Source organism: Rothia sp. HMSC08A08, assembly GCF_001808385.1.
Lineage (GTDB): Bacteria > Actinomycetota > Actinomycetes > Actinomycetales > Micrococcaceae > Rothia > Rothia dentocariosa.
The window spans coordinates 58,366-81,277 of the sequence record NZ_KV793062.1 but is presented as its reverse complement, the minus strand read 5'-3'; the positions used below and the strand labels follow the sequence as shown (position 1 = coordinate 81,277).

14 protein-coding genes are annotated in these 22,912 nt (G+C 54.9%); 13 read left to right on the top strand and 1 reads right to left on the bottom strand.

Features of this window, described 5'->3' with window-relative positions; translation table 11 throughout:
• Window positions 1-71 precede the first annotated feature (71 nt).
• The 9 genes from gcvT to tuf all read left to right on the top strand — a co-directional run bounded on the left by gcvT (window position 72) and on the right by tuf (window position 16,503).
• Entirely contained in the window at window positions 72-1,190 is a 1,119-nt protein-coding gene (gcvT, locus tag HMPREF3164_RS04060; RefSeq protein ID WP_070449044.1) for a glycine cleavage system aminomethyltransferase GcvT, read from the top strand.
• Window positions 1,191-1,549: 359 nt separating this feature from the next.
• On the top strand, window positions 1,550-3,046 hold the full coding sequence (locus tag HMPREF3164_RS04055) for an L-serine ammonia-lyase (RefSeq protein ID WP_053088938.1): 1,497 nt from the start codon (window positions 1,550-1,552) through the stop codon (window positions 3,044-3,046).
• 101 nt (window positions 3,047-3,147) lie between these two features.
• The gene (locus HMPREF3164_RS04050) at window positions 3,148-3,666 is read left to right on the top strand and encodes a DUF6985 domain-containing protein (RefSeq protein WP_246822600.1); all 519 of its coding nucleotides are present in this window, start codon (window positions 3,148-3,150) and stop codon (window positions 3,664-3,666) included.
• 346 nt (window positions 3,667-4,012) lie between these two features.
• A complete protein-coding gene (rpoB, locus tag HMPREF3164_RS04045; protein WP_070449042.1) occupies window positions 4,013-7,522 on the top strand; it encodes a DNA-directed RNA polymerase subunit beta in 3,510 nt (1,169 codons plus the stop codon).
• Window positions 7,523-7,622: 100 nt separating this feature from the next.
• Window positions 7,623-11,528: a DNA-directed RNA polymerase subunit beta' gene (locus HMPREF3164_RS04040; RefSeq protein WP_070449040.1), complete on the top strand. Its 3,906-nt coding sequence runs from the start codon at window positions 7,623-7,625 to the stop codon at window positions 11,526-11,528.
• A gap of 547 nt (window positions 11,529-12,075) precedes the next feature.
• A complete protein-coding gene (rpsL, locus tag HMPREF3164_RS04035) occupies window positions 12,076-12,450 on the top strand; it encodes a 30S ribosomal protein S12 (protein ID WP_004005292.1) in 375 nt (124 codons plus the stop codon).
• Window positions 12,450-12,920, top strand: coding sequence for a 30S ribosomal protein S7 (gene rpsG, locus HMPREF3164_RS04030; RefSeq protein ID WP_004005291.1), 471 nt, complete (start codon window positions 12,450-12,452; stop codon window positions 12,918-12,920). Before rpsL ends, rpsG begins: the two co-directional genes overlap by 1 nt.
• A gap of 72 nt (window positions 12,921-12,992) precedes the next feature.
• Window positions 12,993-15,107 carry an elongation factor G gene (gene fusA / locus HMPREF3164_RS04025; protein ID WP_048751161.1) on the top strand — a complete coding sequence of 705 codons (2,115 nt, stop codon included), beginning with the start codon at window positions 12,993-12,995 and terminating at the stop codon, window positions 15,105-15,107.
• A 205-nt stretch (window positions 15,108-15,312) separates the two neighbouring features.
• Window positions 15,313-16,503, top strand: coding sequence for an elongation factor Tu (tuf, locus tag HMPREF3164_RS04020; RefSeq protein ID WP_004005289.1), 1,191 nt, complete (start codon window positions 15,313-15,315; stop codon window positions 16,501-16,503).
• A gap of 449 nt (window positions 16,504-16,952) precedes the next feature.
• On the opposite strand, the gene HMPREF3164_RS04015 is transcribed toward tuf, so the two are convergent.
• On the bottom strand, window positions 16,953-20,390 hold the full coding sequence (locus tag HMPREF3164_RS04015; protein ID WP_246822599.1) for a hypothetical protein: 3,438 nt from the start codon (window positions 20,388-20,390) through the stop codon (window positions 16,953-16,955).
• Between the two features lie 601 nt (window positions 20,391-20,991).
• Here HMPREF3164_RS04015 and rpsJ point away from each other — a divergent pair.
• Genes rpsJ through rplW form a run of 4 tightly spaced genes read left to right on the top strand, consistent with a single transcriptional unit; the run spans window position 20,992 to window position 22,896 of the window.
• On the top strand, window positions 20,992-21,300 hold the full coding sequence (gene rpsJ, locus HMPREF3164_RS04010; protein ID WP_004005287.1) for a 30S ribosomal protein S10: 309 nt from the start codon (window positions 20,992-20,994) through the stop codon (window positions 21,298-21,300).
• Window positions 21,301-21,313: 13 nt separating this feature from the next.
• Complete coding sequence (gene rplC / locus HMPREF3164_RS04005) at window positions 21,314-21,970, top strand: 50S ribosomal protein L3 (RefSeq protein ID WP_070449038.1); 657 nt, start codon at window positions 21,314-21,316, stop codon at window positions 21,968-21,970.
• 6 nt (window positions 21,971-21,976) lie between these two features.
• Window positions 21,977-22,594, top strand: coding sequence for a 50S ribosomal protein L4 (gene rplD, locus HMPREF3164_RS04000; protein WP_004005285.1), 618 nt, complete (start codon window positions 21,977-21,979; stop codon window positions 22,592-22,594).
• Window positions 22,594-22,896, top strand: a complete 303-nt coding sequence (gene rplW / locus HMPREF3164_RS03995) for a 50S ribosomal protein L23 (RefSeq protein WP_004005284.1) — start codon at window positions 22,594-22,596, stop codon at window positions 22,894-22,896. The genes rplD and rplW overlap by 1 nt, the downstream gene beginning before the upstream one ends.
• Window positions 22,897-22,912: the final 16 nt, after the last annotated feature.

Genomic DNA, 22,912 nt, shown 5'->3' with positions numbered 1-22,912 from the left:
AAGAATAATCGTTCTAGTATAAAACCATTCTGGCACAAAGCAGTGTATCTGACTATGTACTAAGGAGAAACATGTCACCCAAGAAGACCGCACTCTACCCCGTCCACGAAAAGCTAGGAGCCGCATTCACCGACTTCGGCGGCTGGGATATGCCGCTCAAGTACGCCAACGATGTTGCCGAGCACGAGGCTGTGCGCACCCGCGCCGGTATTTTCGACCTCTCTCACATGGGCGAGTTCCGCATTACCGGCCCCGATGCCGCTGCATTCCTCGACTACGCTCTGGTCTCCAACATGTCCGTACTCAAGCCCGGTCGCGCCAAGTACTCGATTCTCGCCAACGACAAGGGCGGCGTGATTGACGACCTTATCACCTACCGCTTGGGTGACGAAGAATTCTTGGTTGTGCCCAATGCCGCCAACATTGATAACGATTTTGCGGCCATGAGCGAGCGTCTGGGCAATTTTGACGTGAAGTTCGTCAACGAATCTGACGACACCTCCCTAATTGCTGTGCAGGGACCGCGTGCCGAAGAAATTCTGCTTGCGGCTGGTGCCTCAGATGAGGATGCGGTACGTGAGCTCAAATACTACGCCTCCGTTCCGGTCACCATTGCCGGGGTAGATGTACTTCTGGCACGTACCGGCTACACCGGCGAGGACGGTTTTGAGCTCTTCGTACCGAATGCTAACGCTGTGAAACTGTGGGATGCGCTCTCCGCCGCAGGTGAGCCCTTCGGCTTGACCCCGGCAGGTTTGGCGGCACGCGATTCGCTGCGTCTGGAAGCTGGTATGCCGCTTTACGGTCATGAGCTGGGCCTGGATATTACCCCCTTCGAGTCCGGCTTGGGTCGCCTAGTTGAGATCGCTTTGGAGAAGAAGGCCGTCGATTTCGTGGGTCGTACCGCCCTGACCGAACTGGCGAAGTCCCCGTCGGAGCGTATCCTGGTTGGGCTGAAAGCTCAGGCAAAGCGCCCGGCACGTGCGGGTTCGTTCCTCGTCGATGCCGAGGGTAATCAAATCGGTGAGGTAACCTCCGGTATTCCTTCCCCGACCCTGGGTTACCCGATAGCAATGGCACTGGTGAAGCGTGAATTCTCTGAGGTCAGTTCCGAGGTGGATGTGGATATTCGCGGTAAGCGTGCAACTTTCGACGTGGTCTCGCTTCCGTTCTACAAGCGCGAGAAGTAAATACTGCTTCATCTCAGGTAACCCGAGCAAGAGGCATAGGGCGGGTGAATGTGCTGAGGTATATTTACCCGCCCTTCAGCATGCCTGTGTCGGTATATCGACTCGAAGTTTATCGCACAGGCAAGCCCGGGCGCGCACGCAAACATAATCTCGCCTTAGTTTATCCATGACTTGAAGTAAGCTAGGATGAACTCAGCAGGTTGCAAGATGCTCGGTGAGCATAAACCTCAGGGAAAATCAGCAGACAATGAAGGCTGCATACCGTCTTCGGGCGGTTACACCGTGAGAATATAAACGGACGAACCGCCGCATATAAAACCTGGCGGGTAAGCGCATACTCACATAGATGAAGGAATAATGTGGCACTAGATACTGGCGTTCCAAGTAGTGTGCAAAAACAGGCTGAAGCGCTCGAATACGATATCAGCGTGTTCGAGCTCTTTAGCATCGGCATAGGTCCTTCCAGCTCCCACACTGTAGGGCCGATGCGCGCCTCCAACCGTTTTATCGCCGAACTTATTGACACCAACCTGCTCTCGCGCATCACGAAAGTGCATATTGACCTGTATGGATCACTCGCCGCAACCGGGGCAGGGCACGGCACCATGAGCGCGGCGCTCAAAGGGTTGTGCGGGCATGTGCCCGAAACTATCTGCCTCACCGAGGCAGACGCCATGATCGAGCGTAATAGCGTGGACGGCACTCTGCCGCTCGCCGGGTATCCTTCCAGTATGTACGGTGCGACGGCTCCCTGTGGCGAGGAGGGCAAAGTTTACGGACCGGTTCTGAACTACCGAGAACTCGATATAACCCTGCGCCCCTTGACCGTGCTTCCGCGCCACACAAACGGTATTAAGATCTCCGCATTCGAGGGCGAGAAGATGCTTTTGGAGCGCACCTATTTTTCCATCGGTGGTGGATTTATTGTCGAAGGTGACGAGCCCGCAACCGGGGGAGCATCCCTGGAGCACCCACCCTACCCGTTCGGTTCCGGTGCCGAACTCCTAGATATGGCGAACGAGGCCGGGATGAGTATTGCCCAACTCAAAATGACGAACGAATGTTCGCTTCGCAGCGAGGCCGAGGTACGCCAAGGAATTCTGCACATCTACAAGGTTATGAAGGAATGCATTGGGTCTTCACTATCGCGTGTCGGTTACCTGCCTGGACCCCTCAAGGTACGCTGCCGCGCCGGGGCATGGCACCGCGACCTAATGACCGAAGACCCCAATAAATCACCCGAATACGCCATCGACTGGGTGAACCTAATCGCGCTCGCCGTGAACGAAGAGAATGCGTTTGGCGGCCGCGTAGTGACGGCGCCGACGAATGGTGCATCCGGCATTATTCCGGCGGTTTTGCACTATGCGATGAACTATACGCCCGGAATACGGCATTGCGGCCGGGGCAAGCGTGAGGATGCGGTGATCGACTTTTTCTTGGCCGCCGCCGCAATCGGGGTGCTGTATAAGAAGCGTGCCTCGATTTCCGGTGCCGAGGTGGGATGCCAAGGAGAGGTAGGCAGCGCCAGCTCGATGGCCGCTGCCGGTCTTGCTCAGGTTTTGGGCGGCACGAACGAGCAGATTGAAAACGCCGCAGAGATTGCGATGGAACATAACCTGGGGCTGACCTGTGACCCCGTGGGCGGGCTGGTGCAGATTCCGTGCATTGAACGCAACGCGATGGCCGCGTCGAACGCAGTCACGGCGGCACGCATGGCGCTGCGCGGTGATGGTGCGCATCGTGTTTCCCTAGACCAAGTGATCGAAACGATGCGCCAAACCGGCATGGATATGTCGCACCGTTACAAGGAAACCTCAATGGGTGGCCTGGCGGTTAACGTGGTGGAGTGTTAGCTCCAAAACGGTGGGGGAGCGCTCGCCCGGAAGCCGCAGGGGCATTCAGGGCGAGCGTTTTCTTGATCTTTTATTGTGCAGTCGGCTAGAACACCGGTCGAGTGGTTACTGGTACGGCGAAAGACTGGCGATCTCCCACCCAACCGTTTGTTGGTACCATGCTCTATGTGAGCGATCCGGTAGACGTGCCTGCGCTCAAGAAGGCATCGGTAACGTTTAGTTTCGATATGCAGACTATTGACTCTGCCGGGTGGCAGCGTATTCGTGCCGCGATTGATAACTTCCGCTCACCCGATACCGATATTTTTGCCCAGGCAACCCCTTACGTGTACCAGTTCTACCGTATGTATTTTGATATGGCGGATGAGTATGGCTGGGAACAATACTTGCCGGATATTCCCGAATCTCAGGTGTGGACTCTTGTGGATCCTATCTGGGATCGGTGCACGGTTGCCTGGGATAATAACAATGTGCTGATTGTGGTGGAAGCCGAGACTGAGTGGGATGTTGAGCACGGTATGATGATGGTGCTCCAAAACGGCACGAAACTGGTGAAAGTGGGTATGGCGGTTGAGTCTTACACCAACCCTAACGGCAGTATTTTCTTGCGCGAAGAATAGGATTAGCGGAGGAGCGTAAGAGGGCGCTCATACACGATGTCAAAAGCCTAGGAAATATACCGCGGAAGCTTCCGGAAGGGCTATAAAAAGCTCACTTAAACCCGGCGCTTGCATCTGCTGTACGGGTGTGGTAGACAAACGCGCGAGCATAGTGTATCGTTAATATTTACGCTTTCCCTGACCTTTGTGCCTTCATATAGCGGTGGGCACGGGCTGAAGGTGACGTTAAACCGTTCGACATCTACTAGCTTTGCACACCGTTTTCGGGGTCTTCATCATGATGTCTTACGGCTCTGTCGCCGGGAGGCAGATTGCTAACAGACATGTCTGTGGAAGGATCCCCATTTTGGTCGCTTCGAGCACCTCTAACCATGACGCCGCTAACGGTGCGGAAAACAATTCCGACCGTCGTATCTCATTCGCAAAAATTAGTGAACCGCTCAAGGTTCCCAACCTGCTGGCTATCCAGACCGACAGCTTCGACCGCCTCGTGGGTAACGAGCGCTGGGCAAAGCGTCTGGAAAATGCTCAGGCAACAGGTGACACCTCCGTACCTGAGAAATCCGGTCTTGCCGAAATCTTCGAGGAGATTTCCCCGATTCGTGATTTCCAGGAAACCATGCAGCTGTCCTTCTCGGATCCGGAATTCTCCGATCCCAAGTACACCATGGAAGAGTGCAAGGACCGTGACGCAACCTATGCGGCACCCCTGTACGTTAAAGCTGAATTCATGAACCTGACCACCGGTGAGGTTAAGCAGCAGACCCTCTTCATGGGCGACTTCCCGCTCATGACCGAATCCGGTACCTTCGTCATTAACGGTACCGAGCGTGTGGTCGTTTCCCAGCTGGTGCGTTCACCCGGTGCATACTTCGAGAAGGCACCCGACCGCACCTCCGATAAGGACATCTACTCAGCACGCGTTATTCCTTCGCGCGGTGCATGGTTTGAGCTTGAAATAGACAAGCGCGATCAGGTGGGTGTGCGCCTGGACCGCAAGCGTAAGCAGTCCGTGACCGTGCTGTTGAAGGCTCTGGGATGGACCGAGGCAAAGATTCTTGCCGAGTTCGGGAACTATGATTCTATTCGTGCAACCCTAGAGAAGGACTCCGTCTCAACCCGGGACGAGGCTCTGCTCGATATCTACCGTAAGCTCCGCCCGGGCGAGCCCCCGACGGTAGAGGCCGCACAGGCGTTGCTCGACAACATGTACTTCACCCCGCGCCGCTATGATCTGGCGAAGGTTGGCCGTTACAAGGTGAACCGTAAGCTCGGTGTAGATGTTCCTCTTGATTCTCCCGAGGCATCGGTACTCAGCCAGGACGACATCGCTCAGATGATCCACTACCTGTGCGCCCTGCACGCTCAGGAGAGCAGCATCCCCGGTAAGCGTGACGGCAAGGAAATTTCCGTTAAGATCGATATCGACGATATTGACCACTTCGGTAACCGCCGCATCCGCACTGTGGGCGAGCTGATTGAGAACCAGATTCGCACCGGTCTTTCTCGCATGGAGCGTGTGGTGCGTGAGCGCATGACCACTCAGGACGTTGATTCCATCACCCCGCAGTCCTTGGTGAACATCCGTCCCGTGGTTGCAGCGATTAAAGAGTTCTTCGGTACTTCGCAGCTTTCGCAGTTCATGGATCAGAACAACCCGCTGGCTGGGCTAACCCACAAGCGTCGTCTTTCGGCGCTGGGCCCCGGCGGTCTTTCCCGCGACCGCGCGGGCATGGAAGTGCGCGACGTGCACCCCTCGCACTACGGTCGTATGTGCCCCATCGAAACCCCTGAAGGTCCGAACATTGGTCTGATCGGTTCGTTGGCAACCTACGGGCGTATCAACTCTTACGGCTTTATCGAGACTCCCTACCGCGTGGTTGAAGATGGTAAGGTCACCGACAAGGTGCGTTACCTGACTGCCGACGACGAGAAGAGCGTTATTATTGCGCAGGCAAACGCCCCGCTGACTAACGAGCGTACCTTTGCTGAGGACGAGGTTCTCTGCCGTGCAGGCGATGGTTCTGGTGAGGCCGTGCTGGTTGCTCCTGGCGCTGTGCAGTACATGGACGTTTCCCCGCGTCAGATGGTGTCTGTGGCAACCGCTCTAATTCCCTACCTTGAGCACGATGACGCAAACCGTGCGTTGATGGGCGCTAACATGCAGCGCCAGGCTGTGCCGCTGTTGGAGTCTGAGGCTCCTGTCGTTGGTACCGGTATGGAGAAGTACGCTGCGCTTGACTCCGGCGATTCCGTGCTGGCGAAGAAGGCTGGCGTGGTATCCGAGGTATCGGCCGATCTGGTGTTGGTCCGCAACGATGACGGCACCACCAGCTCGTACCCGATCATGAAGTTCTCCCGTTCGAACCCGGGCAACTGCTACAACCAGCGTGTTGTGGTGAAGGTCGGTCAGCGTGTGGAGGAGCGTGACGTTATCGCGGACGGCCCTTCGACCGACGGCGGTGAGCTCGCTCTGGGTAAGAACCTGCTCGTGGCATACATGCCCTGGGAAGGTCTGAACTATGAGGATGCGATTATCCTCTCCCAGCGCATGGTTTCCGAGGACGTGCTGACCTCGATTCATATCGAAGAGCACGAAATCGACGCTCGTGACACCAAGCTGGGTCCCGAAGAAATTACCCGCGATATTCCCAACGTTTCTGAGGAAGTTCTCTCTGCACTGGATGACCGCGGTATTATCCACATTGGTGCCGAGGTTGAGGCTGGCGACATCCTGGTCGGTAAGGTAACCCCCAAGGGCGAGACCGAGCTGACCCCTGAAGAGCGCCTGCTGCGCGCAATCTTCGGCGAGAAGTCCCGCGAAGTTCGTGACACTTCTCTGAAGGTTCCCCACGGTGAATCCGGTACCGTGATCGGCGTTCGCATCTTCGACCGTGAAAGCGACGATGAAGACGATCTGCCCCCGGGCGTTAACAAGCTTGTGCGCGTGTACGTTGCGCAGAAGCGTAAGATTACCGACGGCGACAAGCTCGCAGGTCGCCACGGTAACAAGGGCGTTATTTCCAAGATCCTGCCGGTTGAAGACATGCCCTTCTTGGAAGACGGTACTCCCGTTGATGTCATTCTGAACCCGTTGGGCGTCCCCGGTCGTATGAACATCGGCCAGGTGCTTGAGGTTCACACCGGCTGGCTCGCTAAGCAGGGTTGGAAGATTGAGGGTGACCCGGCGTGGCTGAAGAATATGCCGAACTTCCCGAAGGAATCCGGACCCACCCGCCTGGCAACCCCTGTGTTCGACGGCGCTCATGAGGACGAGCTCTTCGACTTGATGGATCACGCGAACCCGAACCGTGACGGCGATCGTCTGATTACTCGCTCCGGCAAGGCACGTCTGATTGATGGTCGTTCGGGTGAGCCGTTCCCTGACCCGATTTCGGTGGGTTACCAGTACATCCTGAAGCTGCACCACCTGGTGGACGACAAGATTCACGCTCGCTCCACCGGTCCTTACTCGATGATTACCCAGCAGCCGTTGGGCGGTAAGGCACAGTTCGGTGGTCAGCGCTTCGGTGAGATGGAAGTGTGGGCGCTGGAAGCATACGGTGCCGCCTACACCCTGCAGGAAATCTTGACCGTCAAGTCTGACGATGTGGCCGGTCGTGTGAAGGTTTACGAGGCGATCGTCAAGGGCGAGAATATCCCCGAGCCGGGTATCCCCGAATCCTTCAAGGTTCTTATTAAAGAAATGCAGTCACTGTGCCTGAACGTCGAGGTACTTTCTACCGACGGGAAGACCATTGAAATGAGCGACTCGGAGGAAGAAGGCTTCCGGGCAGCAGAAGATATGGGCGTGAGCCTAACCCACGAGGAGCCCAGCTCTGTGGACGAGCTCTAATCACAGCCCCTCCTTCGCGGGCAGGGCGTAGTCACGCACGATTTTCGCCCCGCCCATCAACCCCAAGTCTTCGAAACTACAGAAAGAGATTAGGACCGATATGTCCAACGAATCTTCGCTTGGTTTGATGCGAATTGGTCTTGCCACCGCCGACGATATCCGTCGTTGGTCTTATGGCGAGGTCAAGAAACCCGAGACCATCAACTACCGTACCCTGAAGCCGGAGAAGGAAGGCCTCTTCGACGAGCGCATCTTTGGTCCCACCAAGGACTGGGAGTGCTACTGCGGTAAATACAAGCGCGTGCGCTTCAAGGGTATTGTGTGTGAGCGCTGCGGCGTTGAAGTGACCCGCTCTAAAGTGCGCCGTGAGCGCATGGGCCATATTGAACTGGCTGCACCCGTCACCCACATCTGGTACTTCAAGGGCGTTCCTTCACGCCTGGGCTACCTGCTTGATTTGGCACCGAAAGACCTGGAAAAGGTCATCTACTTCGCCGCCTACATGATCACGAGCGTGGATGAGGAAGCTCGTCACGAGGATCTGCCGAACCTGCAGGCGGCACACGACCGTGAAAAGCGTGAGCTGGAGTCTCAGCGTGACGCCGATATTGCCGCTATTTCCCGCGAAGTTGAGCAGGAATTGGCCCGTATTGAAGCCGAGGGCGGCAAGAAGACAGCCGAAAAGCGTAAGCTACGCGATAATGCAGAGCGTCAGATGGCTTCTGTTCGTAAGCGCGCCGACCGTGAAATTGAGCACCTGGAGAAGGTTTGGGATCGCTTTAAGAACCTGAAGGTTGCTGACCTTGAGGGTGATGAGGCGCTCTACCGCTCCATGATCGATAAGTACGGCCTGTACTTTGAGGGTGCAATGGGTGCTGAGGCTATCAAGAAGCGCCTGGAAACCTTCGATCTAGAGGCCGAAGCTGAGGCCCTGAAAGAGGTCATTCAGACCGGTAAGGGTCAGAAGAAGACCCGCGCGCTCAAGCGTCTGAAGGTTGTAAACGCCTTCCTGACCACTAATAACTCCCCGCTGGGTATGGTGCTGGATGTTGTTCCGGTTATTCCGCCGGAGCTGCGCCCGATGGTTCAGCTCGATGGCGGTCGCTTTGCGACTTCCGATCTGAACGACCTGTACCGTCGTGTGATCAACCGTAACAACCGCCTCAAGCGTCTGCTGGAGCTTGGCGCTCCCGAGATCATTGTGAATAACGAAAAGCGTATGCTGCAGGAAGCTGTGGATTCGCTCTTCGATAACGGTCGTCGTGGTCGCCCCGTGACCGGTCCCGGTAACCGCCCGCTGAAGTCGCTCTCCGATATGCTCAAGGGTAAGCAGGGTCGTTTCCGCCAGAACCTGCTCGGTAAGCGCGTGGACTACTCCGGCCGTTCCGTGATCGTGGTTGGTCCGCAGCTGGAAATGCATCAGTGCGGTCTGCCGAAGCAGATGGCGCTGGAGCTGTTCAAGCCCTTCGTCATGAAGCGCCTGGTGGAGCTTTCGCACGCGCAGAACATTAAGAGTGCTAAGCGTATGGTTGAGCGTTTCCGCCCGCAGGTGTGGGATGTTCTCGAAGAGATCATTACCGAGCATCCTGTGCTGCTGAACCGTGCACCTACCCTGCACCGTCTGGGTATTCAGGCGTTCGAGCCGAAGCTGGTTGAGGGTAAGGCTATTCAGCTGCATCCGCTCGTGTGTTCTGCGTTCAACGCTGACTTCGACGGCGACCAGATGGCGGTTCACCTGCCGCTCTCGCCCGAGGCTCAGGCTGAGGCACGCATCTTGATGCTCTCCTCGAACAACATCTTGAAGCCTTCGGACGGTCGTCCGGTAGCTGTGCCTTCGCAGGATATGATCATTGGCTTGTACCACTTGACCACCACACGCGAAGGTGAGAAGAACGAGGGTCACGCATTCTCGTCGATCGCTGAAGCTCTGATGGCGATGGATCGTCACGATATTGAGCTGTACACCAAGATTAAGGTGCGTCTCTCTGGTGATGAGTTTGTAGCGCCCGAGGGTTGGGAAGCCCCTGAGGTTTACACGCCTGGCGATCCGATTCTGCTGGAGTGCACTGTCGGTCAGATTCTGTTCAACCAGACTTTGCCGAAGGATTACCCGTGGTTCTCTGGCGTCGCAGATAAGAAGGGGCTGGGCAAGCTCATTAACGATCTTGCTGAGAAGTACCCGATGGATATCGTGGCGCGTACCCTGGATAACCTCAAGAACGCTGGCTTCTACTGGGCTTCGCGTTCGGGCGTGACCGTCGCCGTTTCTGATATCGCGACCCCGGCGACTAAGCCCGCGATTATGGAACGCTACGAAAAGCAGGCCTCCGCGATTGAGGATGAGTTTGATGTCGGTATGATTGGCGACGACGAGCGCCGTGAGGAACTCATCAAGATTTGGACCGAAGCTACCGATACGGTCGCTGAGGCTATGCGCGAGAATCTGAGCGACAACGGTGGTCTGAATACCATCTACCGCATGGTTACCTCTGGTGCACGTGGTAACTGGATGCAGGTTCGTCAGATTGCGGGTATCCGCGGTCTGGTGTCTAACCCGAAGGGCGAGATTATGCCCCGCCCGATTAAGTCCTCCTACCGTGAAGGGCTGTCGGTGTTGGAGTACTTCATCGCAACTCACGGTGCTCGTAAGGGTCTTGCCGATACCGCGCTGCGTACCGCTAACTCGGGTTACCTGACCCGCCGTCTGGTGGACGTTTCGCAGGATGTGATCGTGCGTGAACACGACTGCGGTACTCGCCGTGGTTTGGTACTTCCGCTGATCGATGCCGACGGCAACCTCCACCCGGATGTTGAGACTTCTATCCACGGTCGTACCTTGGCAATTGATGTCAAGGATTCTGACGGTAACGTCATCGCATCCGCTGGTGAAGATGTTTCGGATGTGCTGATCGAGAAGCTGTTCAAGGCTGGCGTGAAGGAACTGCGTGTTCGTTCTGTGCTGACCTGCGAGTCCAGCATCGGCGTATGCGCCCTGTGCTACGGACGCTCGATGGCATCGAACGTTCTGGTTGATATTGGCGAGGCTGTGGGCATTATCGCGGCTCAGTCCATTGGTGAGCCCGGTACTCAGCTGACTATGCGTACCTTCCACACCGGTGGTGTTGCATCGGCTGACGATATTACCCAGGGTCTGCCCCGTATTCAGGAGCTCTTCGAGGCTCGCACCCCTAAGGGCGTGGCACCGATTTCTGAGGTTTCCGGCCGTGTGACCATTGAGGACACCGAAAAGTCGTACAAGATCGTCGTTACCCCGGATGATGGTTCCGAACCGCAGTCTTACACGGTTCTTCGCCGTGCGGCTTCGAAGCTGCAGACCGGCGACCACGTTCAGGTGGGCGATCAGCTGGCTGCTGGTGCGGTTGATCCGAAGGAGGTTCTGCGTATTCGCGGTCCTCGTGAGGCGCAGAAGCACCTGGTGAGCGAGGTTCAGGGCGTGTACAAGTCTCAGGGTGTAGAGATCCACGATAAGCACGTTGAGGTTATTGTGCGTCAGATGCTCCGCCGTGTGACCGTCATTGAGTCTGGTGATACCGAGCTGCTGCCCGGTGAACTCGTGGACAACATTGTGTTCCAGAAGGCTAACCGTAAGGCGCTCGTTGAGGGCAAGAAGCCTGCCGCTGGCCGTCCTGAGATGATGGGTATTACCAAGGCGTCGCTGGCCACCGAGTCCTGGCTGTCTGCCGCATCCTTCCAGGAGACCACTCGCGTTCTCACCCAGGCTGCTATGGAGGCTAAGACCGATCCGCTGCTTGGTCTGAAGGAGAACGTCATCATCGGTAAGCTGGTTCCCGCCGGTACCGGTTTGGCTCGCTACAACGATATTGAGGTTGAGCCCAGCCAGAAGGCGCGTGAGGAGCAGATGCAGGCGTTCGATGGCTTCGGCTACCAGAGCGCGTTTACCCAGCTGGGTGAAGATCCGTACCCCTACGCCAACAGCGGCTACATGGCTGTTCCCTTGGATGAGTACGGTCGCGGTCTTGAGTAAGAATCACATGTGGGGTTCGTAAAGACTCGATCATGAATCGGGCCTAGTAGCCTAGATGATGGAGGCGGTTTCGGGAAGTTCCCGAGACCGCCTCCTGACGTTAGCTAGGGGAGAGGAGCATCCTATCCCAGTATTAAGTGATGAATACCATAATATATTTACTATGCTGGGCGGTGTTCTCTCCGAGTTCAGCTAGATTAACAGGATTTTAACCTGTATAGTCTTTATCCGAAGTACCTAGCCTCGGCGTGGAATTCACCACCGTGATTCCTTGTGATAGTTAATCGTGAGGTCTTGGGTCAACGAATCAATGGCAGTATGGATACCGTCCTTTGGTGTTGCCTGTGTGCTGACACCTAAATGCCATTTTTAAGTGTGCCCAAAAACTTTTTCATCAGAAATAAGTTTAAACTCGCTGAGAGCAAGAACCCGTATGCCTAGATGGGCTGAGGGCTTCTGTAACCGAGAGCATTTCGTGGTAACACAAAATGCCAGTAAGTTCCCAAGGACTTGAAGACAGATAAGTCCACATAGTAACGGAGAAAACGTGCCTACTATTCAGCAGCTGGTCCGTAAGGGCCGGACTCCCAAGGTCGTTAAGACCAAGGCGCCCGCACTGAAGGGCAATCCTATGAAGCGTGGCGTGTGCACCCGTGTGTACACCACCACCCCGAAGAAGCCGAACTCGGCACTGCGTAAAGTCGCTCGTGTCAAGCTTAACGGTGGTATCGAGGTTACCGCATACATTCCCGGTGAGGGTCACAACCTGCAGGAGCACTCGATTGTGCTCGTTCGCGGTGGCCGTGTGAAAGACCTCCCTGGTGTTCGTTACAAGATCGTTCGTGGTGCTCTGGATACCCAGGGTGTTAAGGGTCGCGGCCAGGCTCGCTCCCGCTACGGCGCTAAAAAGGAGAAGAAGTAATGCCTCGTAAGGGTCCCGCTCCCAAGCGTCCCCTCGTAAACGATCCTGTTTACGGTTCTGCGCTGGTTACCCAGCTCATTAACAAGGTTCTGTTGGACGGCAAGAAGTCCGTGGCAGAGCGCATCGTATACGGTGCTCTTGAGGGTGTTGAGAAGAAGACCGGCTCTGATCCGGTCGTCACCCTGAAGAAGGCTATGGACAATATCAAGCCCTCGCTTGAGGTTCGTTCCCGCCGTGTTGGTGGTGCAACCTACCAGGTGCCGGTCGAGGTCCGCCCCGGCCGTTCCACCGCTCTGGCTCTTCGCTGGTTGGTTGGCTTCTCGAAGCAGCGCCGCGAAAAGACTATGACTGAGCGTCTGATGAACGAGATCCTGGATGCCTCCAACGGTCTCGGCGCCGCTGTCAAGCGCCGCGAGGACACTCACAAGATGGCCGAGTCCAACAAGGCCTTCGCACACTACCGTTGGTAATTCTCTGTTCATAGCTTGTCGAGGTTATGGAGCCTGGCAGGCTTTCGGAGTATCTCATTTAGGGAGAAAAACGTGGCACTTGATGTGTACACTGACCTGAACAAGGTCCGCAACATCGGTATTATGGCGCATATTGACGCCGGTAAGACCACTACTACTGAGCGCATCCTGTTCTACACCGGTATTAACCACAAAATCGGTGAGACTCACGATGGTGCGTCAACTATGGACTGGATGGCTCAGGAGCAGGAGCGAGGTATTACTATTACCTCCGCAGCTACTACCTGCTTCTGGAAAGGCAACCAGATCAATATTATCGACACCCCCGGTCACGTTGACTTCACCGTTGAGGTGGAGCGTTCGCTGCGCGTGCTTGACGGCGCGGTAGCGGTATTTGACGGTAAGGAAGGTGTTGAGCCTCAGTCTGAAACCGTGTGGCGTCAGGCTGATAAGTACGACGTTCCTCGCATCTGCTTCGTTAACAAGATGGACAAGATGGGTGCGGACTTCTACTTCACCGTTCAGACTATTATTGATCGTCTGGGCGCTAAGCCGATCGTTATTCAGCTACCCATTGGTGCTGAGAGCGATTTCGTTGGCGTGGTTGACCTGCTCGAAATGAAGGCATACGTATGGCCCGGCGACTCTAAGGGCGACGTGACCATGGGGGCAGAGTACGAGACTCGGGAGATCCCTGCTGACCTGCAGGCTAAGGCTGAAGAGTACCGCGCAGAGCTGATCGAGGCTGTTGCCGAGTCCAGCGAGGAACTTATGGAGAAGTACCTCGAAGGTGAAGAACTCACGATTGATGAGCTCAAGGCTGGTATTCGCCAGCTGACCATCAACGGCGAGGCATTCCCCGTGCTCTGCGGTTCCGCATTCAAGAACCGTGGTGTTCAGCCCATGCTGGATGCTGTGATCGACTACCTGCCTTCCCCGCTGGATGTTCCCGACGTTGAGGGGTCCAACCCCGCCGATGAGGAAGAGAAACTGTCTCGTAAGGCTTCCGTTGATGAGCCTTTCGCGGCCCTGGCTTTCAAGGTTGCAGCTCACCCGTTCTACGGTCAGCTCACCTATACCCGCGTGTACTCTGGGCACGCGTCTCAGGGTCAGCAGGTTCTTAACTCGACTAAGGGTAAGAAGGAACGTCTCGGTAAGCTCTTCCAGATGCACTCCAACAAGGAGAACCCGGTTGAGGAAATCACCGCGGGTCACATTTATGCGGCAATCGGTCTGAAAGATACGACTACCGGTGATACTCTGTGCGATCCTGCAAACCCGATCGTGCTTGAGTCGATGACCTTCCCCGCTCCCGTGATCTTCGTGGCTATTGAGCCTAAGACCAAGGGCGACCAGGAGAAGATGTCGACCGCAATTCAGAAGCTCTCCGCTGAGGATCCCACCTTCACCGTGTCGCTGAACGAAGAGACCGGTCAGACCGAAATCGGTGGTATGGGCGAGCTTCACTTGGACATCATCGTTGACCGTATGAAGCGTGAGTTCAAGGTTGAGGCTAACGTTGGTAAGCCTCAGGTTGCATACCGCGAGACCATTAAGAAGACCGTTGAGAAGGTCGACTACACCCACAAGAAGCAGACCGGTGGTTCCGGTCAGTTCGCGAAGGTGCAGGTTTCCTTCGAGCCGCTGCCTCTGGATGGCGAGGAACTGTACGAGTTTGAGGATAAGGTGACCGGTGGTCGCGTGCCTCGCGAGTACATTCCTTCTGTCGATGCTGGTATTCAGGACGCTATGAAGTTTGGTGTTCTGGCCGGTTATCCGATGGTCGGCGTGAAAGCAACCCTGATCGACGGCGCCTACCACGATGTCGACTCCTCTGAAATGGCGTTCAAGATCGCTGGTTCTATGGTCTTCAAGGAAGGCGCTAAGCGCGCTAACCCTGTTCTGCTGGAACCACTGATGGACGTTGAGGTGCGTACCCCCGAGGAATACATGGGCGACGTTATCGGCGACCTAAACTCTCGTCGTGGTCACGTGCGTTCCATGGAGGATGCATCCGGCGTCAAGATCGTCAAGGCTCTCGTACCGTTGACCGAGATGTTCGGTTACATTGGCGACCTGCGTGGTAAGACCCAGGGTCGTGCAGTGTTCTCGATGGCATTCGACAGCTACGGCGAGGTTCCCAAGAACGTCGCTGACGAGATCATTCAGAAGAGCCGCGGCGAGTAATTTCCCGTCTCTTCTCTGAGGGTCGCGGGTTGAGATGCCCGTGACCCCTCACTAAAATTTTTAAATAAAAATCCACCATTGAAGGCATGGACAGTTTCATCTCTGCCGCGTAATCCGCTATTCTAGACGCTAGACCGTTTTTTGCGGGTTGCGCCGGAGCGAAGATCCGGGTGCATGTTTTCAATACGTTCTAGGAGGAACACTCTTGGCTAAGGCTAAGTTCGAGCGCTCCAAGCCTCACGTTAACGTCGGTACCATTGGTCACGTTGACCACGGTAAGACCACCCTGACCGCTGCTATCTCCAAGGTTCTGGCTGACAAGTACCCGGACCTGAACGAACAGCGCGACTTCGGTATGATCGACAGCGCTCCTGAGGAGCGCCAGCGCGGTATTACCATTAACATCGCTCACATTGAGTACCAGACTGAGAAGCGTCACTACGCACACGTTGACGCTCCCGGTCACGCTGACTACGTCAAGAACATGATTACCGGTGCTGCACAGATGGACGGCGCAATCCTCGTGGTTGCTGCTACCGACGGTCCCATGGCGCAGACCCGTGAGCACGTGCTGCTCGCTCGCCAGGTTGGCGTTCCCACCCTGCTGGTGGCACTGAACAAGGCTGACATGGTTGATGACGAAGAGCTTCTCGACCTCGTCGAGATGGAGGTTCGTGACCTCCTCTCCTCGCAGGAGTTCGACGGTGATGACGCTCCCGTGATCCGCGTGTCTGCTCTGAAGGCTCTCGAAGGTGACCCCGAGTGGGTTGCTAAGGTCGAGGAGCTTATGGAAGCAGTTGACACCTACATTCCGGATCCGGTTCGTGAGACCGACAAGCCCTTCCTTATGCCCATTGAGGACGTCTTCACCATTACCGGTCGCGGTACCGTTGTGACCGGTCGTGCAGAGCGCGGTACCCTGAAGATCAACTCTGAGGTTGAGATCGTTGGTATCCGCCCCATCCAGAAGACCACCGTGACCGGTATCGAGATGTTCCACAAGCAGCTCGACGAAGCATGGGCAGGCGAGAACTGTGGTCTGCTTCTGCGTGGTCTCAAGCGTGACGATGTTGAGCGTGGTCAGGTTGTTGTGGAGCCGGGTTCCATCACCCCCCACACCGAGTTCGAGGCAAACGTCTACATCCTCTCCAAGGATGAGGGCGGCCGTCACAACCCGTTCTACTCGAACTACCGTCCTCAGTTCTACTTCCGTACCACTGACGTGACCGGTGTTATTAAGCTGCCCGAGGGCACCGAGATGGTTATGCCCGGTGACAACACCGAGATGACCGTTGAGCTGATCCAGCCCATCGCTATGGAAGAGGGCCTCGGCTTCGCTATCCGTGAGGGTGGCCGCACCGTTGGTTCGGGCCGCGTTACCAAGATCATCAAGTAATTGCCGTAGCAACGACAATTCGCTGATGATGCGTTGAACAGTTTGATCTTTCAACGCTAGCGATTTTAGAAGTCCCCCTGCATCATTGAATGCAGGGGGACTTCTACGTTTAACACTCCGCAGTCCTGGAGAGAGGGTGCTTCTATGAGCGATAGTTTATGTTTGGCATCTAACCCCAGTGGCAGTACACCCCCTGACCATAAGCACGGCTGGGGAGGGCGTGCCAGGGTGGATTGGGCACCTTCTTTTAGCGTGTCCTGCTTGGGCAGGCTTTTCTAGAACACGCTAAAAGGCAACGGGGTAAATAGTCCGGGATTGCATTACTTCACTTTACCCGTGCCTCCCTTATCCTCTCCATAAAAAGAGTCTTGATAGTGAATGAAGCAAAGTTTCCAATGCTTTGTTCACCATCACGGCTCTTTTGTAGGAGCTAGAACATCAGGAATATTCTAGGCTTGACTATTTCCGTTCGGATTGTTGTGCTGTTGTGAATATCCAGGATACTGTGCCTGACTATTGGGCTGGTTATAGCCTTGGTAAGGTTGCTGCCCTGCCCATGGAGCCTGTCCGTAAGGTGCGGATGCGCCATTCGGAGGAACGAATCCGGCAGGCGCGCCCTGATACGGGTTCTGCGGAAGAATGGGAGCCTGCTTATCCGCTGAAGGCCCCTGATCGCGAGCCAGCAAACGCCATACAACACCAGCAATGAGAAGTACCGAGATAATCATAAGCGTGAGCGGGTTGAGCCCGTTAAGTAGAAGCGCAAGATCTACCGTAACAAGAGCCGCGCTGACAAATACCCAGATACGGTCAAGAACAACGCTGACGAGTGCAGTCAGGAGAATGCCCAAGAGCATGATGACCGCACCTTGCTGAAGGTAACCAGTGCCCCATGCCATGATGGTGAGGAGCCCCTGTAATCCTATAGCCGTGTAGAGCAACGCCGCAGAGATACCCTGCTGAGCGGGGCGTTTCTCGATGAGGTTTCGGAGTATCTTAGAAGCCACGACAGCAAGCAGAATGAGGATCGCAGCTTCCAAAAGGCTCTGGAAGAACCCTGTCACCGAGAAATCCAGAAGAATTCGTGTAGTAAATGCCACCGGCGCGGCAACGATGGCTGTTGGCAGCATGCGCTTAGTGCTGACGGAAGCAAAGCTCAAAGCTGTAAGACCCCACAGCAGAGCGCTCTGTACCATATCTTCGGAAGCAATCGAAGCAAAAGTCCAGAAGGCGATAGCTATGATCGCCGGAACCATCAAAAAGGTGTTGTGCGGGCCGTAGAATCGGGTGCTGTCATTGCGCTGAGAAACCAAATAGTTTTTCGAGGATCGGGTAGGCCCGTGGAGCGGAAGTTGAATAACCTTTGCTGAGTTCTCCAACTGCACGTTGAGAGGCTGAAGCGAATCATACTTGCCGGGGATCTCGCGCTTCAGCAGGGTTGTTAGACCGTAGAGGACCGCACCGCATAGGGTAGCGGCAAGACCCTGGTAGATAACATATTCAGAGAACCGTGCATGATTGAGGTTCAGCATATGATTGGTAACGGTATAACCTGTCAAAAGCAACGCGATAGAGGCGCATACTCGGAGCATAGCCAGGTTTGCTGCTTCCCCGAGCCCCCACAGCACTAGAACAGCAAGGGGGCAGAAGATGGCGGTGAACAGAGCGTTGTCTGAGTACACAAAGGGAGCAATGAAACCGGGCAGGCACGCTGTGTAGAAGATAATGTAAAACACAGTTCGTTCGCGTGGCTGGCGGCGAGTCATGTACAGAATTCCACTCAGCAGACCTTGAATAAGGAGCAGCCCAGAGGCAGTGAGGAACACCTGATCAGAGGCAATGCTATTGGAAGCCCACAGCACAATGACTGACCACAACATCGGGAACCTAGACGTCATAAACATAATATGACGTTCCGAGGTTTCTTGAGGAATAATGTAAGACATTCCAAACATATAGATGCTGGTCAGAACCAGAACCCCGACTGCCCACCAGTCCCCAGTGGGGAAGAGGTAGTTCATCGATGTTGCTGCAACGCCTAAACCGCATAACGTGAGATAGATGCAGATGAGAGGCACAATCTTTTGATCTTTATACGCACTCGATGCTCGGAGCGTCAAGAAGCCAAGAGCCAGAACCGCGAGAAGAGCGACAACATAGAGCGAGGTATCAAGGGTTGGGTCAACAATCTCGCGGGGAGTCCACGTGAAGATCGAACGCAGCAGAAAGAATACAACTGCCATGACAAGGTACACCAGAATTTCCCAGAAGGCCGTCTGAGAACGTTTCTGGGGCAGCATCTCGTAACGGAGCGCAGCGAACAACCCAAGAGCGGTAATGGTGAGAGCACCTGCTAGGAGGATACCTCGTACGCCCCATCCGAGCTGAAGCGTGAAGAGCAGGTGCATGGTACCTAGAAAGAGGAATATCTTCGTTGTACTCGATACAAGGAGTTGAGGCAGCTGAAGCTTGCGGGCGGTAAGCATGAGAATGCCCGCTGTTACGAAGTACAGGTAGAAAGCGGATTCGTGCTGGCCTAGCAACATCAGGCTTAACCCACTGCTTATTCCAGCGATCAGGTATACGTATTCTTGCGCGGAGAGGTATTTACGGTATGCAGTAATAATACCCACGCAAAGCACAGCAAATACCCATGCACGCGGAAAGGTAACACCGTCTAGATGTACAAGCAGCATAAATTCTAGCCCAGTTGGGAAAGAATCTATATTGGTCAGAAGTGCATGTGGCATTTCGATAAAAGTGACGAATGCAGCAAAAATAATGCTTATATAGGTATCAATCCGAACATCCCAGCGCATGATGGGATGCTTAGGTAGATTCGCCTTCATTTCACGCTGCATAAGGGGGTACCCTACCAAGACTGCGAGAAGGTGCAGCGCATATAGGCCCATAAGGACTATTGTGACGGTAATAGGCCTCTCTAAACCCCAGCCGAAACTGATCAGGGCGATGAATGGGTAGAGGCGAGCCTGAATGTAGTAGTCAAGCTTGCGTTCCAGAGCGGTAAAGACGAAAGCATGAGCCGACATAACGGAGAAGACTATGCCCATATCAGAGCTACTCATCTGCGGTATAAAGAAGAGCACCACGATCGCTGTGACGGGAACGAAAATACGGGAGGATTCTAAAAGACCCTCACGCAAACCAATAGGTACAAGGCGCGAATTCAGGCGTATGAGCAGGCCCAGGATAATGGCGAGTACTGTGAGCGCGACGAAGTACCACACAAAGGGGAGAGCAGCCACGTTCGTGGCGGCAAGCGCATCCGAGACGAAGAATGAAATAAGAACATAAGCCATCACCCTGTTGCGCATAAAAGAGCAGGCCAGAATAATTGCGGCTGTACCTATGAGTGAGACCAGCAGCCAGATGAGGCTTCCATCATTCCAAAGCCCCAGAACATAGGTTGCGATACCGGTAAGAGGTAAAAGTGCTAAACCTGTGGCGGTGAATGAGTAGGATGCGATGCGCAAACGTGCCACGGTTTTGTAGGTAATAAGACCTGCGCTGTAGAAAAGTAAACTACCTAATCCTAGACCAGCTACACGAAGAATAACGCTGGTCCTATCCTGCGAGGTGATCGAAGTGATGAACAGCGCCGCAGAACCGATGAGGAGCAATGAGCCCAAGTAAAGCAGAACATTAAGGAAAAGGTCTTCGGCACGGCGGCGTGTCAAAGAACGGGTGGTCTGCTGGGGAGCCTGCATCGTTGCCTGTGATGGATCAGAATACCACGTTGTTTGTGGGTTTTGGCCCTGCCAAGGCATCTGTGCCTGAGGGTATGAATACCCGGCTGGTGTCTGAGGAGACTGCCCTGAACCCTGTGGCTGAGTGCCGGAGGGGAATTCGTGGTTGGGGGTAGACATGATATTTACTCCTTTAATGATTTACCTATTTTCACCATAGACGAATGCGGAGCATAGATTCTTTGATTTGATGCTTTATTCGGCATAGAGGTTTCTGGAAAAAGAATGAGAGAATCCTGAATGTGAAATAACCGCATTTTTAAGGAGTAATTCTGGTTTTCGAGATTTCCTCTTGATAAATTCTCTGGACACTCAAACGATATGAAAAAATAAAATAATGAACCTCAGCATGAGAGTCAGGCAGGACTGCGAAGCAAAGGCATGTATCCTTGCCAGTAATTGTGTTTTTAACAACAACCTTTGAATCTGCTTGCGTGAGATGGTGAGTTTTGAGAGAATGGACGACGTTGTAAAAGCGTTTATCTGTTCTAGATAAGCCCACATATGACCCGGTCCGAGGAATGAAGGGACGAGTCTGTCTTACGGCAGGCGACACGCCCGAGTTCGGGGGTCGGTGCCCATGCGGGGGGAGGAACCCGGTTTCACCGGATTCAGTCCGTGGTGGGCGGCGCACGTGATGAATATATCGCGTTCCTTAAGCGCCATGATAAGGGGCACAAGCTCCGATACAGGGAATACATCAAGAAAGAGAGTCCGACAGATGGCGGGACAGAAAATCCGCATCCGTCTGAAGTCCTATGATCACGAGGTCATTGATTCTTCGGCACGGAAAATCGTCGAAACGGTAAAGGGTGCAGGCGCAACTGTGGTTGGCCCCGTGCCGTTGCCGACCGAGAAGAACGTATACTGCGTTATTCGTTCTCCCCATAAGTACAAGGACAGCCGCGAGCACTTCGAGATGCGTACGCACAAGCGTCTGATCGACGTTGTTGATCCGACCCCTAAGGCTGTTGATGCCCTCATGCGTCTTGACCTGCCGGCAGACGTGAACATCGAGATCAAGCTGTAGAGGATCGCATCTCATGACTAACAAATTCGAGCGCCAGGTGAAGGGTCTGCTGGGTACTAAACTTGGCATGACTCAGGTCTGGGACGAGGACGGCAAAGTTGTGCCGGTGACCGTCGTCAAGGCCGATTCTAACGTTATTACTCAGATCCGTAACCAGGAAACTGACGGCTACCACGCTGTGCAGATCGGTTTCGGTTCCATCGATTCTCGCAAGGTTACCAAGCCTCTGGCTGGTCACTTCGAGAAGGCCGGTGTTACTCCCCGTCGTCACCTCGTCGAACTGCGCACCGCAGACGCTGCTGAGTATTCCCTCGGTCAGGAATTGACCGTTGAGATGTTCGAGCCCGGTCAGAAGGTAGACGTCGTTGGCAAGACCAAGGGTAAGGGTTTCGCAGGTGTTATGAAGCGTCACGGCTTCAAGGGTGTTGGCGCATCGCACGGTCAGCACAAGAACCACCGTAAGCCCGGTTCCATTGGTGGTGCATCCTATCCCGCACGCGTGTTCAAGGGTATGAGCATGGCTGGCCGTATGGGCGCAGCTCGTCACACCACTTTGAACCTGACTATCCAGGGTGTGGACGCAGAGAACAATGTCCTGCTGATCAAGGGTGCAATCCCCGGTCCTAAGGGCGGCGTTGTTCTGGTTCGTACCGCTGTGAAGGGAGCCTAGTACATCATGGCTGTCAAAACCCTTAAGGTAGATCTGCCCGCAGAGATTTTCGACGCGCAGGCATCCGTACCCCTGCTGCACCAGGTTGTCGTTGCACAGCTTGCTGCCGCACGTCAGGGTACCCACAAAACCAAGAACCGTGGTGAAGTTTCCGGTGCAGGCCGCAAGCCCTTCAAACAGAAGGGTACCGGTAATGCACGTCAGGGCTCCATCCGCGCTCCGCATATGACCGGTGGTGGCGTGGTGCACGGTCCGACCCCGCGTAACTACGCACAGCGCACCCCCAAGAAGATGATCGCCGCAGCACTGCGTGGCGCTCTCTCTGACCGCGCTCGTCACGACCGCATCCACGTGGTGGAGAACTTCATCTCTGGTGAGACTCCCTCAACTAAGGCTGCTAAGGCTGCATTCGCAGAGCTTACCGATCGCAAGAATGTTCTGTTCGTTATCGATCGTGCAGAGGATGTGCTGGCACTGTCCGCACGTAACCTGCAGAAAGTTCACGTGCTCTACGCAGATCAGCTCAACACCTACGATGTGCTGGTTTCGGATGACGTAGTCTTCACCAAGGCGGCATACGACGCATTCGTAGCTGCTAATCAGAAGAAGGAGGGCGCTAAGTAATGAGCGTTTCCACCAAGTCTGTGTACGACGTAATTATCGCTCCTGTTGTTTCTGAAAAGAGCTATGGACAGATCGACGAAGACAAATACACTTTCGAGGTCGCTCCGGACTCAAATAAGCTTGAAATCAAGCAGGCTATCGAAACAATCTGGGACGTCAAGGTTGCTTCCATCAATACTATGAACCGTAAGGGCAAGCGGAAGCGCACCCGTTTCGGTTGGGGCTCTCGTAAGGACACCAAGCGTGCCATCGTGACCCTCAAGGAAGGCCGTATCGACATCTTCGGCGGTCCGCAGGCATAAGGCTTGCGGAGACCAC